Genomic DNA, 15275 nt, shown 5'->3' on the forward strand with positions numbered 1-15275 from the left:
GCCGCGAACCAACCGTTCGGCGAGATGAGCGATTAATCCCTGCTCAGGCAACGTTTTTTCACTATGGCAGAGGGCGGCCCGATGCTGACGGCATCAGGCAAATGCAGTATACTCCCGCCTTAATTTATCCACACCCGGCGCTGGGCCGTGCAGGTTGCAGCGTCTAAAACGTAAGGTATTCCGGTGAATATTCAGGCTCTTCTCTCAGAAAAAGTCAGTCAGGCCATGATTGCGGCAGGCGCGCCTGTCGATTGCGAACCGCAGGTTCGTCAGTCAGCAAAAGTACAGTTCGGCGACTATCAGGCTAACGGCATGATGGCAGTGGCCAAAAAACTGGGCATGGCACCGCGACAACTGGCAGAGCAGGTACTGTCTCATCTCGATCTGAACGGCATTGCCAATAAAGTCGAGATCGCCGGGCCAGGCTTTATCAACATCTTCCTCGACCCAGCCTTCCTGGCCGAGCACGTAAGCCAGGCGCTGAAAAGCGATCGTCTGGGCATCACCCAGCCAGAAAAACAGACTATCGTGGTGGACTACTCCGCGCCAAACGTGGCAAAAGAGATGCACGTCGGCCACCTGCGCTCCACCATCATTGGTGACGCTGCCGTCCGTACGCTGGAGCTGATGGGCCATAAAGTGATCCGCGCGAACCACGTTGGCGACTGGGGCACCCAGTTCGGTATGCTGATTGCGTATCTGGAAAAGCAGCAGCAGGAGAACGCCGGTGAGATGGCGCTGGCCGACCTCGAAGGTTTCTACCGCGAAGCGAAAAAACACTACGACGAAGATGAAGCCTTCGCCGAGCGCGCACGTAGTTACGTCGTGAAGCTGCAGGGCGGCGACGAATATTTCCGTAAAATGTGGCGTCAGCTGGTCGATATCACCATGACCCAGAACCAGCTGACCTACGATCGCCTGAACGTCACCCTGACCCGCGATGACGTGATGGGTGAAAGCCTGTACAACCCAATGCTGCCGGGTATCGTCGCGGACCTGAAAGCCAAAGGTCTGGCGGTGGAGAGCGAAGGCGCAACCGTGGTGTTCCTGGACGAGTTCAAGAACAAAGAAGGTGAGCCTATGGGCGTCATCATCCAGAAAAAGGATGGCGGCTACCTGTACACCACCACCGATATCGCCTGTGCGAAATATCGTTACGAAACCCTGCATGCCGACCGCGTGCTGTACTACATCGACTCCCGCCAGCACCAGCACCTGATGCAGGCGTGGACCATCGTACGTAAAGCCGGTTACGTGCCGGATTCCGTACCGCTGGAGCACCACATGTTCGGCATGATGCTGGGTAAAGACGGCAAGCCGTTCAAAACCCGTGCTGGCGGTACCGTCAAGCTGGCGGATCTGCTGGACGAAGCGCTGGAGCGCGCACGTCGCCTGGTGGCAGAGAAGAACCCGGATATGCCAGCAGATGAGCTGGAAAAACTGGCCAACGTCGTCGGTATCGGCGCGGTGAAATATGCGGATCTGTCCAAAAACCGTACCACCGACTACGTATTCGACTGGGACAACATGCTGGCCTTCGAAGGCAACACCGCGCCGTATATGCAATACGCTTATACCCGCGTGCTGTCCGTGTTCCGTAAAGCGGAGCTGGAAGAGAGCGCTATCATCAATGCCGCAGTGACCATCACTGAAGACCGTGAAGCACAGCTGGCGGCGCGTCTGCTGCAGTTCGAAGAGACGCTAAACGTCGTCGCTCGCGACGGTACCCCGCACGTGATGTGTGCTTACCTGTACGATCTGGCAGGTCTGTTCTCCGGCTTCTACGAGCACTGCCCTATCCTCTCCGCCGAGAACGAAAGCGTGCGTAATAGCCGTCTGAAACTGGCGCTGCTGACGGCGAAAACCCTGAAGCTGGGTCTGGATACCCTGGGTATCGAAACCGTAGAACGTATGTAATCATCTCGAGTGATGTGAAAAGCCCGCGCATGTCGCGGGTTTTTTATATCGCGCATTTCCCGGCGGCGCTCTGTCTGGACGGGCTACAGGCTAAATCCCCGCAATTTGTTACAAAACACAAGGAATGACACATTTCCCTATAGGGATGGTACATTTTTTGTCTGTCATGCCAGTGACCGCTCCGTATGATTAGGCGGCTTAAACACTGGGTACCGTAATGACTTTTAGAGACTATGAAGCGGAGCGAAAGCTCTTCATGCGCCGCGCGATCGTGGCCTTTGGCCTGGTGGTGGTCTGCTTTGGCATACTGATTTTCAATCTCTACCATCTGCAGATTGACGAACACAGCTACTACGCCACACGTTCTGATGCCAACGACATCAAGATGCTGCCGGTCGCGCCGACCCGCGGCATTATCTATGACCGCAATGGCATTCCGCTGGTGAAGAACGTCACCTGGTACGATATCTCCGTTACGCCTTACAAAATCGACGACATGAACGCGCTACTGCGCGAACTGACGCCGCTCGTTGACCTGACGCCTGACGATATTGACCAGTTCCATAAAGCGCTTAAGTCCAGCAGTCGGTACCGTCCTGTTGTCTTAAAGAGCGCCCTCTCCGACGTTGAAATCGCCCGTTTTTCCGTGAACCAGTTCCGCTTTAGCGGCGTGACGATCGACAGCTATGAAGACCGCCAGTATCCCTACGGTGCCGAGCTGGCGCACGTGCTGGGCTACGTGTCGAAAATCAACGATAGCGATCTGAAAACGCTGGATAAAGAAGGCATTGCGGAAAACTATGCCGCCGACCATAACATCGGCAAACAGGGTATCGAGCGCTACTACGAAAATGAACTGCACGGCAAAACCGGCTACCAGGAAGTGGAAGTCGATAACCACGGGCGCATCGTCCGTCTGCTAAAAGACGTGCCGCCGGTGGCGGGTAAAGACATTCACCTGACGCTGGATCTGCATCTACAGGAATACATTGAAAGTCTGCTGGTTGGTCAGCGCGCGGCGGTGCTGGTAGAAGACCCGCACGATGGTTCCGTGCTGGCGATGGTCTCAAACCCCAGCTATGACCCGAACCCGTTTGTGAAAGGGATAAGCTACAAAGATTACAATTCGCTGCTGCAGGATAAGAACCTACCACTGATTAACCGCGTCACCCAGGGGCTCTATCCGCCCGCCTCCACGGTGAAGCCCTATATGGCGATGTCGGCGCTGCTCGACGGTGTGATCACTCCGCAAACCAGCTTCTTTGGCGCGCCAACCTGGACGCTACCGGGGACCCAGCGCCACTATCGCGACTGGAAAAAAACCGGCCACGGTATGCTGGACGTCACCAAAGCGATTGAAGAGTCCGCCGACACCTTCTTCTATCAGGTGGCCTATATGATGGGCATCGACCGCATCAATAATATGCTCAGCCAGTTTGGCTACGGCAAGCCAACCGGGATCGATCTGGACGAAGAGTACACCGGCCTGCTGCCGAGCCGCGGTTGGAAAGAGAAAGTGCACAAAAAAGCCTGGTATCAGGGCGACACGATTTCCGTCGGCATCGGTCAGGGCTACTGGATTGCCACCCCAATTCAGATGGTGAAAGCGATGGTGGCCCTGCTCAACAACGGCCGCGTGATCCCGCCACACCTGCTGAAAGATGAAGAGTCCGGCAAGACGGTTATTCCGTATCAACAACCGGCTAATGAACCGCAGATTGCCAGTGCCGCCTCACCGTACTGGAACCTGGTGCGCCAGGCGATGTTCGGTATGGCCAACGCGCCAAACGGCACCGGCTATAAGTTTTTCCATACTGCGCCTTACGGTATCGCGGCGAAAAGCGGCACCTCGCAGGTGTTCAGCCTGAAAGAGAACCAAACCTATAACGCGAAAATGATCCCAACGCGCCTGCGTGACCATATCTTCTATACCGCTTTTGCGCCGTATAAAAATCCGAAGGTTGCGGTTGCGCTGGTGCTGGAAAACGGGGGGAGTGATGGTGTGGTCGCGGCACCAGTGATGCGCCAGATCCTCGACCATCTGTTTGTCCCCCAGGACGACGCGCAGCTGCCGTCGCCCCAGGGGTAAGTTGACGTGAACGTCGGGTGCATTAGCGCCCGGCGGATACGGCCTCAACCACAACCGGAGATTCATCTTTTTTGAACAGCGGGCTATTGCCCCAGCACTCTTCGTAGCGATGACCGACCAGGTCTTCCACCACCGCGCGCACTTCAGGGGTAATATCTTCCAGCTTGCCGCCCGCTTTAATACGCGCCACTTCTTGCAGCACCACTTTGTGGGTTTCGCGGTCCAGTTTCATCTGCTTACTGAAGACGATAGCCATCAGCGCCAACAGCGCCACACCGCCGCAGAACACCACCGCAATCGCGTTCACCGCGCTTTCCGGCTGTACGTGCGCTTTAGACTGGAAGCCGTAGTAGCTCAGAATAGCCCCCATCACGAAGACGATAATCGAGCGCAGGATTTTGCCGGAGAAGGTCATCGCACCGGCGTAAATCCCCTCGCGGCGGCGACCGGTATAGACTTCATCCACGTCGGCCAGGAAGGTATAGACCGTCCACGGAATGTAGTACACGCCGCCGGTGCCCAAACCGAAAATAATCGTGATCCCGAACATCAGAATGGTCGCCAGATGCACTGGCAGATGGAAGAACCACAGTGAGGTGTAGAGGAATACGGCGAAAATCACGATGCAAAGCGCAATAATGTACGGCTTGCTGAAGCCTTTTTTCACACACAGGCCGATAAACAGCGCGGTGGAAATCAGCTGCAGGATGGAGTTCAGGCTGTTCAGCCCCGCCACCATCGCCGGGTCATGCTGCAGTACGAAAATAACAAAGTAGGTAAAGATTGACGCGAACAGCCACTCAGCGCCAAAGCCGCACAGGTACATGCCGAGGTGCTTACGGAATACCCGCAGGTAGAAGGTGGAGCGCATATCTTTCGCTAGTGACACCAGCGTTTGCAGCAGGGTCGATTTGACCTGAGCTTCCGGCTCCTCTTCGCGCGGGCGCTCCCAGCTGTTGTACCACAGGCAGGCTACTGCCGCGATGAGGATCGCGCCGTAGGTCAGGCCGGTCAGGAAGAACGGCGTCGCTGAATCTTTACCGTAAATCAGGATAAACTGCCCAGGAATGAACGCGGCGAGGAAGTTAGCTAGTTTACCGAAAATCGCCTTATAGCCGGTCAGCTTCGAGCGCAGCGCAAAATCGTCGGTCATCTCGGTGGCCAGCGTTTCGTATGGCACCATCACCGAGGTGTAGATAATCTCGAACATGACGTAGGTGGCGAGGTAGTACCAGAAGCTCAACCCTTCTACCCACAGCAGCGGGTAGAACATCATCAGTGGAATGCCGATAAGCAGGAAGAAACGGCGGCGGCCAAAGCGTTTGCCCAGCGCGGTTTTACCAAAATTATCGGTGAGATAACCCATCAGCGGGTTACTGATTGCGTCAATGACGCTTGCAACGGAGAAAATGAACGCCGCCTCAATCAGCGTCAGACCACAGAATGTGGTATAGAAGTACAGAAGCCACGCGCCGCTGATCGCCAGCGCGCCGCTCCCCAAAAGGTTTCCGCCTCCGTATGCCAGTTGATGGCGCAGATTGACAGGTCTTCCCTGCAGCCCGTGGGGGGCTGAAGCCGCATTTCTTGCCATAAAATTAAACCTCGTGTTTTATTATTTTGAAACACTGTTTTTATATTCTTATGGTGAATGATGAAATGTGAGCTATATCACCATTGTCATTGCGGCTATTAGCCATGCGCCAGGAATGCGATCTGGTTAAAATTTTTTTATAACCAAAAGTAAAAATAACAACTTTTTTTGATGGAAAGGGCAATAAAAAACCCGGCCATCTGCATAGCCGGGTTTTTGAAGCGCTAAGGCTTAGAAGAACTTACGCAGATATTCCGTCAGGCACAGAATCGCCATGGCCTGGCCGTACGGCATGGAGGTTAGCGGGATTTCACGATAGAAATCGAGGTTGGAACCCATCCCGGTACCGAAGGAGGTTTGCAGTAACTCCCCTTCTGGAGAAACGTGCTTCACAATGCCCTTAATGGCTTTCTCCGCAACGTCCGCATACTCCTGACCAACATAGCGTTTACGCACCGCTTTCAGAATGCCGTAGGCAAAACCAGCGGTCGCCGACGCTTCCAGATAAGAGTTCGGGTCGTCCAGCAGCGTATGCCACAGGCCGCTGTCGTCCTGGCATTTCGCCAGCGCTGCGATCTGCGCATTCAGCACCTGTACCAGATAACGACGCACCGCGTTGTTATCCGGCAAATCCACCAGCTCAAGGAAGTCAGGAATCACGATAGTCAGCCAGCTATTGCCGCGCGCCCAGCGCGCATTGGCAAAGTTGTGGTTTCCTTCGTAGTTCCAGCCGTGGAACCACAGCCCGGTTTCCCGGTCCATCAGGTTCTGCACGTGCAGCAGGAACTGATACACCGCCTCTTCCACGTAGTCCGGGCGATTCAGCAGCTTGCCGATTTTCGCCAGCGGCAGCACGGTCATCATCAGGGTGTCATCCCACATCTGCTGATGGTTCTCTTCCGCCAGCGTGATGTGCTGCATACCGCCGTGATCGGTGCGCGGCATCTCGTTCATCGCCCATTCGGCCCAGGTTTCCAGCCACGGCAGATACGCCGGGTTGCGCGTCTCTTCATAGCGATAGGCCAGCGTCAGGAACGGGGCCATAGTGTTGACGTTTTTGGTGGTCGCGCCTTCAGCGAAGCGGTCGGCGAACCAGCTATCAATAATGTCGCGCATCGCCACGTCGCCGGTCTGCTGGTAGTACTGATAGATACCGTACAGACCCACACCGTGCGTCCACTCCCAACCTGCCCAGCCTTTGGTGTCAATCACGCGACCATCGTCCAGGCGCAGCAGAAATTGACCAGTCTCATCCTTGATATTCACCAGATTGTTCGTCACCGTCTGAATCAAGGCTTTCAGCTCTTCCCGGGAGATAAAACGCTCCGGTTGACGTAATAATGGGCTATGTTTGACGGGCCAAACTTTCATATCTCTAACCTCTGTTGTAAGTCGAATTCAATGTTGCAGCCTGCTTCAGCGAAGGTGCAGCAGGTTTATTACGATTCAGGTAACCAATATTGTTGTTGCCCCACAGGGATTCGTACGGCATACCCGCCAGCATTTCGACGGTTTCACGCGCCTGGGCAGTGACGGTTTCCGGTACCACGTGGCCGGAATCGCGCATTTTCGCGGTTTCTTCACGCAGTACACCGTGGGTTTTCAGGTTCAGCTTGAAGCGCAGTGAGACCAGGAAGCCCAACGCCAGCACGATGATGGTCCCCATGCTGAGGATCAGCAGAATGGTGTGGCTCACTTCAGGCGGCTGGGTTTTCTGCCCGGAGACAAAGCCGGAGAGCTGCATGATGATCCCCACCAGCATCACGGCACCCGCCTGAGAGGCTTTACGCGTCAGGGTCATAATGCCCGCGAAGATGCCTTCACGGCGCTGGCCAGTGATCACTTCATCCACGTCAGCAATATAGGTGTAGGTGTTCCACGGTACGTAGTTGATACCGCCACGGCCCAGACCGGCCACCGCGGAAATCAGCAGCAGCAGCGAGTAGATATCGCTCAGGCCTGCGTAGTACAGCGCCGCGTAGGAGAACGAGCCAATACCAAACAGGACCACCACCATGCGGTAAGACGGCGCCGGTCCAAAGCGAATGCACAGCGGGATCATGGCGATAACGGCGATGAACTGGAAGATAGCCATGGTACCCAGCAGGTTAGAGGCCACCGAGGCTTCCTGCATCAGCACAAACACTACATAGTAGGTGAAGACGGCGTTAAACACGTCCTGAGCGATATAGCCACCGAGGTACATCCCCAGATGCTGACGGAAAATCTTAATGCGCAGCGTTGAGGAGAGTTCGATGAACAGACGGCTCATGCTCTGCCCGAAAGTCAGATGTTTCTTCTCGGCTTCAGCCTGCAGCGCCGCCGCCGTCCACTCTTCACGTGGACGTTCCCAGGTGAAGAACCAGACAAAGGTTAGCATCAGCGCGCACAGCACGGAGAACACCAGGCTGGCGTAGAAGAAGGAGACCGCGTTGTCTTTACCAAAGTGAGTCAGCAGGATGCCAGGCAGGAAGGAAGCCAGAATTGCCGACATCTGCGCCATACCGATACGCGCACCGGAGAATTTGGTCTTCTGTTTGAAATCGTCGGTCATTTCCGGCACCAGCGTTTCATACGGCACCAGAATCATGGTGTAAACCACATCAAAGATCAGGTAGGTCACCAGGTAGTACCAGAATCCCATGTCCCCTATCCACATAAAGGAGTAGCTGAACACGCAAGGAATACCGAGCAGAATAAAGAATTTACGACGACCGAAGCGTTTACCGAACCAGGTTGAGCCAAAGTTATCGGTTAAGAAGCCCATCAACGGGCTGACAACCGCATCCAGTACCCTGGCGGTTGCAAAAATAAAGGTCGCTTCGATGGGAGAGAGCCCACAGAAGGTGGTGTAGAAGTAGAGGAGCCATGCGGCGGTCAGCGCGGTGGTGCCTGCGCCGAGAAAATCGCCCGAACCGTAGGCGAAGTAATTCACCAATCCTATTTTTCGCGTTCTATTCATTGCCGTCAATCCTGTGCCTTTTATTATTGGAACTCCTTCGGCGCGCTATCGCTTCACCAAAAGGAGTACTGACACGGCTACAGTAAAAGTATGCGTAGAGGGATACCTTCCTATTTCTGCCAGCACGACGGCTGGATTGGCAAAAATGCAAAGAGTCGTGGCATATGTGTCACTGATTTATAAAACAACGTTTCTTTACGATCAAAAGGAAGGACCAGAAATGCGACATCGCCACCAGATTGGGGTGGCGATTGGTGAATTGTGCGGCAGTTAGCGATAGTTAACGATGATTTGTACGCTTTGCACCTTCAATGCTGGAATTAATCGCCCTCCGCCTGGAACTTCCCAGATAAAACGAAAAGGCTCCGCCGCCGATACCTGGCTGAATGCCATGGTGGTACCACTCTGGGCATCAAGTTCGGTACAGCGGGTGAGCGAACACAGCCGGGTGCGCAATCCTGCAGGCGTTGGGCCATTCAGCTCATAGCGCCAGGCCACCAGCGTTGTTGCCCCCTGAACGGGCTGTGACGCGGTCAGCGGTGCCGACGAGGCAGCAACGCCGCGGTAGTTCAGCGTGATGCCCATATGGCTCGCCTGCCAGGCCCCCTCGCCTGCCGCCTGCGCCAGCATCGGCAGAAAGAGTAATAACAGCAACCGGCGCATTACTTACCTCCAATGGTCGCGGTCATGCGGATATTGCGGTTATCTGACAGCTCCATATTCGACAGCACCACCAGCTGCGGCAGGCTGCGGCGCAGGAAGCGCGACAGCAGCGGACGCAGCGCATGGTTCACCAGCAGCACCGGCGGCGCGCCGAGCATCTCCTGACGTGCCAGCGCCTCCTGAGTTTGCGCCAGCAGACGATCCGCCAGCCCCGGCTCCAGCCCGCCGCCGCCCTGCAGCGCCTGCAGCAACAGACGCTCAAGCGGCGTATCCAGGCCAATCACCTGCACTTCATCATTACCCGGGAACCAGCGCTGGGTAATCGCCCGGCCTAGCGCCACGCGCACCACCGAGGTCAGCTCGCCAGGATCGGTCTGAATAGGCGCGTGTTCCGCCAGCGTTTCCAGAATGGTGCGCATATCGCGAATCGGCACCTTTTCGTCGAGCAGATTTTGCAGCACTTTGTGCAGCGTAGTCAGCGTCACCACGCCCGGCACCAGATCTTCGGTCAGCTTCGGCATATCTTGCGAGACGCGATCCAGCAATTGCTGCGCCTCCTGACGACCAAACAGCTCAGACGAATGGAGACTAATCAGATGGTTAAGATGGGTCGCTACCACGGTACTGGCTTCCACCACCGTGAAGCCCTGAATTTGCGCCTGCTCTTTCAGCGCGCTTTCGATCCAGATAGCCGCCAGACCAAAGGCCGGGTCGGTGGTGACTTCACCCGGCAGCGTCCCCGCCGCCGTGCCCGGGTTAATTGCCAGCCAGCGCCCCGGATAGGCTTCGCCGCTGCCAATCTCAACGCCTTTAAGCAGGATACGGTAGCGTGCAGGCGGGAGATCCATATTGTCGCGGATGTGCACCACCGGGGGCAAAAAGCCCATCTCCTGCGCGAATTTCTTACGGATACTGCGGATACGCCCCAGCAGTTCGCCGTCCTGCTGGAAATCCACCATCGGAATCAGCCGGTAGCCCACCTCCATGCCGAGGGTATCTTCTAGCTGTACGTCGCTCCAGGTGGCCTCAACGGCCTGAGTACTGGCTTCCTGAGGTTTAGCCACCTGAGGCTGTTCCGGCGCTTTCATTTCGCGACCGCGGATCCACCAGGCCAGCCCTAACAGCGCGGCAGTGAACAGTAAGAACACCAGGTTTGGCATGCCCGGCACCAGGCCCAGCAGACCCAACACCCCGGCGCTCAACAGCATCACGCGCGGGTTGCTGAACAGCTGGCCGACCATCTGCTCGCCCACGTCCTGCTCGGTACTGACGCGTGTGACGATAACGCCCGCCGCGGTCGAGATAACCAGCGCAGGGATCTGTGCGACCAGACCGTCACCGATGGTCAGCAGGGTATAAGATTCTGCCGCTTTGCCGAGATCCAGCCCGTGCTGCAATACACCGACCAACAGGCCACCGATGACGTTGATGACCATGATCAGAATACCGGCGATGGCGTCACCGCGAACGAACTTACTCGCACCGTCCATCGAACCGTAGAAGTCCGCCTCCTGGGTCACTTCTGAGCGGCGTTTTTTCGCCTCATCTTCCCCGATGATCCCGGCGTTCAGGTCGGCATCAATCGCCATCTGTTTGCCCGGCATCCCGTCCAGTACGAAGCGCGCGCCCACTTCCGCGATACGCCCGGCACCCTTGGTGATAACCATAAAGTTGATGATAACGAGGATGATAAACACCACGATACCGATGGCGAAGTTACCGCCCACCAGGAAGTGGCCGAAGGCTTCTACCACCTTACCCGCCGCCGCCGCACCGGTATGCCCGTCCATCAGAATAATACGGGTGGAGGCCACGTTCAGCGCCAGGCGCAGTAAGGTAGTAAACAGCAGGATGGTCGGGAACGCGGCAAACTCCAGGGTTCGCTGGGTGAACATCGCCACCAGCAGCACCATAATCGACAGCGCAATGTTAAAGGTAAAAAGCAGATCGAGGACGAAGGCCGGCAGCGGCAGCACCATCATCGACAGGATCAGCAGGATCAGCACCGGCCCGGCAAGCACCTGCCACTGGGTGGATTTCAGGTTGCTGGGGAGGCGCAGCATTGCGACAAGATTAGCCATCAGAGTCCTTCTCGTTCAAAAAATCCAGTGCCTCTGGCACCGGTAAGTTATCCGGTTTTTTCGGCGGCTGACCGCCCGCGAGTCGCCAGCGTTTAAGCTGCCAGACCCAGGCCAGCACTTCCGCCACCGCCGCGTAGAGCTGGCCGGGGATCTGCTGGCCGATATCCGCATGGCGGTAGAGCGCACGTGCCAGCGGCGGCGCTTCCAGCATCGGGATACGATTCTCTTCGCCGATTTCGCGAATGCGCAGCGCCACCAGCCCCGCGCCTTTCGCCACCACTTTCGGCGCGCTCATTTTGTTTTCGTCGTACTGTAGCGCCACCGAGTAGTGGGTCGGGTTATTGACGATAACGTCCGCTTTTGGCACGTCCGCCATCATGCGTCGTCTCGCCGCCGCGCGCTGCATCTGGCGAATACGCCCTTTCACGTGCGGGTCGCCTTCGCTTTGTTTGAATTCGTCACGGATATCCTGACGCGACATGCGCAGCTTTTTCAGATGGCTGTGGATCTGCCAGAAGACGTCGAACCCCACCATCGGGATAATCCCCAGTGCCACCAACAGCGCACAGAGCCCGACCATATTGAGGGCGTTGCCCATCGCCGACAGCGGCGATTCACTCACCAGTCGCATCATTTGCGGCCAGTGCATCCACATAAAGAAACCTGCCACGGTCCCCATCAGCACTGCTTTCATGATGGCTTTCGCCAGTTCCGCCGCCGTCTGGGCAGAGAACATGCGTTTAATCCCCGGCAGCGGGTTGAGTTTGTCGAGTTTGAGGGCGAGGGATTTGGTGCTGAAGACCAGGCCGCCGAGCATCATTGGAGCCACCAGCGCCACCGTCACCACGCCAACAATCAGCGGCAGCAGCGCCAGCATGGCCTCTTTGAGCAGCATGATTATCTGCCCGAGAATCAAATTGGGATCGTTAACGATACTGTGGTCAAAACGCAGACCGCCGGAGAGCAGGTTTGCCAGCCGACGCGCAAGGGACTCCCCGCCCAGCCAGAGCACACAAACGCCCACCAGCAGCATCAGCACCGATGTCAGCTCGCGGGATCGCGGGATTTGCCCCTCTTCACGCGCTTTTTCAAGTCGTTGGGGTGTGGGGTCTTCTGTTTTGTCGTCGTCGCTTTCTTCTGCCACGGCTTCACTCTCGCAATTACGGTCGCGAGTATTATCTCGATGTGGGACGTTGCCAATACGGGGAATAACGGAATGAAAAGGGAGGAGTTCGGCCGTTTATTTAAAACGGCGGCGCAAAGGCCGCCGTGGTAATGAATCCGTCAGCGCTGGAAGATAACCCGATAACGCCCTGAGCCCACTTCGGCGCAATAGCCTGCCGATGAGGGGGCAAAGTCGATACCGTCAGTTTCCAGCAGCGTATGCGCCCCGTCGAGCACCAGCGTCGAGCGCGTGTTAGCCGGGATCTCCACCTCCAGCGTCACCGTCTGGCCCTCCTGCGCGGAGGCCAGCACCCAGCTAACGCCAATATCACCATAAACCGAAGCATAATGGGCTTTCAGCCACTGAAGATTGCCGCCAGGAATCGGATGTATCACCGAACGTTTAAAGCCCGGCGCCTCTTCTTCGGTGTTGATCCCCGCCGCAGCCCGGTACAGCCATTCGCCGATGGCGCCGTAGGCATAGTGATTAAACGAGTTCATGTCCGGGCTCCACATGGTGCCGTCCGGCTTCACGCCGTCCCAGTGCTCCCAGATAGTGGTTGCCCCGGCCTTCACCTGATACAGCCAGGAAGGGAAATCTTCCTTCATCAGCAACTGCCACGCCGCATCGGCCTGACCGTTTTCACTGAGGGCATGGCAGAAGTACGGCGTGCCAACGAACCCGGTCACCAGGTGCCCATCCTGCTCCTCCAGCAGCGTCAGCAGGGTTTGCACCGTGCGTTCGCGATAGGCCTCCGGCACCAGCTGGAAGTAGAGCGCCAGAATATGCGCGGTTTGCGTTCTCGCCGCCAGCCTGCCGTTCGGCGTAAAGAATTCGCGATGGAAGCTGTCGACGATCGAAGCATGCAGCGCTGTGTAACGTTCAGCATCTTCCAGATGGCCAAGCACCTTCGCCGACTTCGCCAGCAACTGCGTCGACAGCGCATAGTAGGCCATGCAGGTCAGTTCGTTCGGCGTCGCACCAAAATAGCTGCCCTCACGGGCATCCAGCGCTACCCAGTCGCCAAACTGCAGCTTCCATGACCACATATTGTCGACCGCATTGGCCCGCATAAATTCCACCCAGGCCTTCATACTCTGGTACTGTCGCGCCAGCGTCTGGGTGTCGCCATACATCAGATACAGCGTCCACGGGTTGATCACCGCCGCATCGGCCCACGCGGCGGACGAGTGGGTGCGACCGTGCGACAGGAAACGGTCGTTATCACATTTGCCGGTCAGAATGTCGGGGATCACGTGCGGCACGCCGCCTTCTGGCGTCTGGTCATGCGCAAGATCCTCCAGCCACTTGGCAAAGAAGGTGTGCGTCTGCATCAGATAGCTGGCGGTACGGCAGAAAATCTGCGCGTCACCGGTCCAGCCAAGGCGTTCATCGCGCTGCGGGCAGTCGGTGGGAATATCAACAAAGTTCCCCTTGAGCCCCCAGAGAATATTGTGATGAAGCTGATTCAGTTCGGCGTTAGAGGTTTCAATATGCCCGGTTGGGGTCATCGCCGAATGCAGTACCACGGCGGTAAAATCATCCAGCGTCGGCGTCCCTGGCCAGCGTTCAATCATCACGTAGCGGAAGCCCTGGAAGGTAAAGTGCGGGTGATAACGTTCCTCACCGTCGCCGCGCAGCGTGTAGTCGATGCGCTGTTTGGCGGTGCGCAGGTTATCCAGATAGACGTTACCCTCCGCGTCCAGCACCTCAAAATGGCGCAGCGAAACGTTGTCGCCCGCTTCGCCACGCACGCAAAACTCGACCCAGCCGCTAAGGTTCTGCCCAAAATCAAGCACCGTCTCGCCTTTCGGCGTCGTGAACAGCGCACGCGGCGTCAGGCGTTCAATCTCTTGCACCGGGCAGGCTGTTTGCGGCTGCAGCACCACACGGTCGGCGGTCAGCACGTTCACCGCGCGCCAACCCTGCGCTGCAAAGCCGGGCTCACTCCAGCCACGCTGTTCGAGCCGAGCGTCGTAGATTTCACCATCATAGATTTCCGAGAACAGAATTGCCGAGTCGCTGCCTAGCCAGCGCCCGTCACTGGCGATGACCTGCTGGCTACCGTCGCGCAGCGTGACTACCAGATGGCAGATAAACCCGGTCTGCTCGCCGTAGTAGTTGCGGTAACGGTTAAAGCTCATATCCCCTTTGTACCAGCCCGCCCCCACCATTGCCCCGATGGCATTCGCGCCTTCTCGTAACCGTTCGGTCACGTCCCAGGTCTGGTACAGCAGGTGGTGGTGGTAGCTGGTCCAGCCCGGTGCCAGCTCATCGCAGCCGACCTTTTCCCCGTTAAGCCACAGCTGATAAAGCCCCAGCGCGCTGGCATGGACCACCGCCGAAACAATATCAGCCCCCTGCGGCAGGGTGAACGCCTGACGCAGCAACGTCCCTTTCGACTCGGCTTTATCCTGCGGCGTCTCCGCTGAGATAAATTCGCCCTGCCACGCCCTGGCAGGCAGGCCGGTGATAAACGAGGATGCCGGGCTCCAGTCGCTGCTTTGGCCGTGATTGTCGGTGATGCGAACCCGCACGTAGTAGCGGGTGGAGTGCGTGCAGGTAAACGCAGTCAGCTCCACGTTATTCGAGCGGTCATCGTGGATGTCGCCGCTGTCATAGCAAGGGTCATCAAAACTGGCCGATGTCGCCAACTGCAGCCGCCAACTCCGCTGCACGACATTGCGTAAGCTGCTGCTGATGGTCCAACCGAATACCGGGAGCGTCTCACAGCCCGCCAGCGCGCGTTCATAGTTAAGCGTAACGTTCTCTACTACCAACATAGTTATTCCCTCAATAACGTCGTG

Annotated in this window: 9 protein-coding genes; 2 read left to right on the forward strand and 7 right to left on the reverse strand. The window is 57.0% G+C overall.

Annotated elements, in window-relative coordinates; translation table 11 throughout:
- The first annotated feature begins 183 nt into the window (after nt 1-183).
- Both argS and mrdA read left to right on the forward strand, forming a co-directional pair.
- Nucleotides 184-1917, forward strand: a complete 1734-nt coding sequence (argS, locus tag FHC49_RS06180; RefSeq protein ID WP_185667564.1) for an arginine--tRNA ligase — start codon at nt 184-186, stop codon at nt 1915-1917.
- Nucleotides 1918-2134: 217 nt separating this feature from the next.
- Nucleotides 2135-4006 carry a penicillin-binding protein 2 gene (mrdA, locus tag FHC49_RS06185; RefSeq protein WP_185667563.1) on the forward strand — a complete coding sequence of 624 codons (1872 nt, stop codon included), beginning with the start codon at nt 2135-2137 and terminating at the stop codon, nt 4004-4006.
- 22 nt (nt 4007-4028) lie between these two features.
- On the opposite strand, the gene FHC49_RS06190 is transcribed toward mrdA, so the two are convergent.
- The 7 genes from FHC49_RS06190 to FHC49_RS06220 form a co-directional block, all read right to left on the reverse strand.
- On the reverse strand, nt 4029-5597 hold the full coding sequence (locus FHC49_RS06190) for an MFS transporter (RefSeq protein WP_185667562.1): 1569 nt from the start codon (nt 5595-5597) through the stop codon (nt 4029-4031).
- 231 nt (nt 5598-5828) lie between these two features.
- Nucleotides 5829-6968, reverse strand: a complete 1140-nt coding sequence (locus tag FHC49_RS06195; RefSeq protein ID WP_185667561.1) for a glycoside hydrolase family 105 protein — start codon at nt 6966-6968, stop codon at nt 5829-5831.
- A 4-nt stretch (nt 6969-6972) separates the two neighbouring features.
- Nucleotides 6973-8559: an MFS transporter gene (locus tag FHC49_RS06200; protein ID WP_185667560.1), complete on the reverse strand. Its 1587-nt coding sequence runs from the start codon at nt 8557-8559 to the stop codon at nt 6973-6975.
- A 270-nt stretch (nt 8560-8829) separates the two neighbouring features.
- The gene (locus tag FHC49_RS06205) at nt 8830-9222 is read right to left on the reverse strand and encodes a flagellar protein FlhE (RefSeq protein ID WP_185667559.1); all 393 of its coding nucleotides are present in this window, start codon (nt 9220-9222) and stop codon (nt 8830-8832) included.
- The gene (flhA, locus tag FHC49_RS06210) at nt 9222-11303 is read right to left on the reverse strand and encodes a flagellar biosynthesis protein FlhA (protein ID WP_220439263.1); all 2082 of its coding nucleotides are present in this window, start codon (nt 11301-11303) and stop codon (nt 9222-9224) included. The genes FHC49_RS06205 and flhA overlap by 1 nt, the downstream gene beginning before the upstream one ends.
- Nucleotides 11296-12447 carry a flagellar biosynthesis protein FlhB gene (gene flhB / locus FHC49_RS06215; protein WP_185667557.1) on the reverse strand — a complete coding sequence of 384 codons (1152 nt, stop codon included), beginning with the start codon at nt 12445-12447 and terminating at the stop codon, nt 11296-11298. The genes flhA and flhB overlap by 8 nt, the downstream gene beginning before the upstream one ends.
- Before the next feature lie 140 nt (nt 12448-12587).
- Nucleotides 12588-15251 carry an alpha-L-rhamnosidase gene (locus FHC49_RS06220; RefSeq protein WP_220439265.1) on the reverse strand — a complete coding sequence of 888 codons (2664 nt, stop codon included), beginning with the start codon at nt 15249-15251 and terminating at the stop codon, nt 12588-12590.
- Nucleotides 15252-15275: the final 24 nt, after the last annotated feature.

Origin of the sequence: Kluyvera sp. EC_51 (assembly GCF_019584505.1) — a bacterium.
In the GTDB taxonomy this organism is placed as follows: domain Bacteria; phylum Pseudomonadota; class Gammaproteobacteria; order Enterobacterales; family Enterobacteriaceae; genus Kluyvera; species Kluyvera sichuanensis.

What these genes read in the sequence shown, in the direction of transcription:
- mrdA (WP_185667563.1), top strand. Translation starts at nt 2,135, where the DNA reads ATGACTTTTAGAGACTATGAAGCGGAGCGAAAGCTCTTCATGCGCCGC.
- FHC49_RS06190 (WP_185667562.1), bottom strand. Translation starts at nt 5,597, where the DNA reads ATGGCAAGAAATGCGGCTTCAGCCCCCCACGGGCTGCAGGGAAGACCT.
- FHC49_RS06195 (WP_185667561.1), bottom strand. Translation starts at nt 6,968, where the DNA reads ATGAAAGTTTGGCCCGTCAAACATAGCCCATTATTACGTCAACCGGAG.
- FHC49_RS06200 (WP_185667560.1), bottom strand. Translation starts at nt 8,559, where the DNA reads ATGAATAGAACGCGAAAAATAGGATTGGTGAATTACTTCGCCTACGGT.
- FHC49_RS06205 (WP_185667559.1), bottom strand. Translation starts at nt 9,222, where the DNA reads ATGCGCCGGTTGCTGTTATTACTCTTTCTGCCGATGCTGGCGCAGGCG.
- flhA (WP_220439263.1), bottom strand. Translation starts at nt 11,303, where the DNA reads ATGGCTAATCTTGTCGCAATGCTGCGCCTCCCCAGCAACCTGAAATCC.
- FHC49_RS06220 (WP_220439265.1), bottom strand. Translation starts at nt 15,251, where the DNA reads ATGTTGGTAGTAGAGAACGTTACGCTTAACTATGAACGCGCGCTGGCG.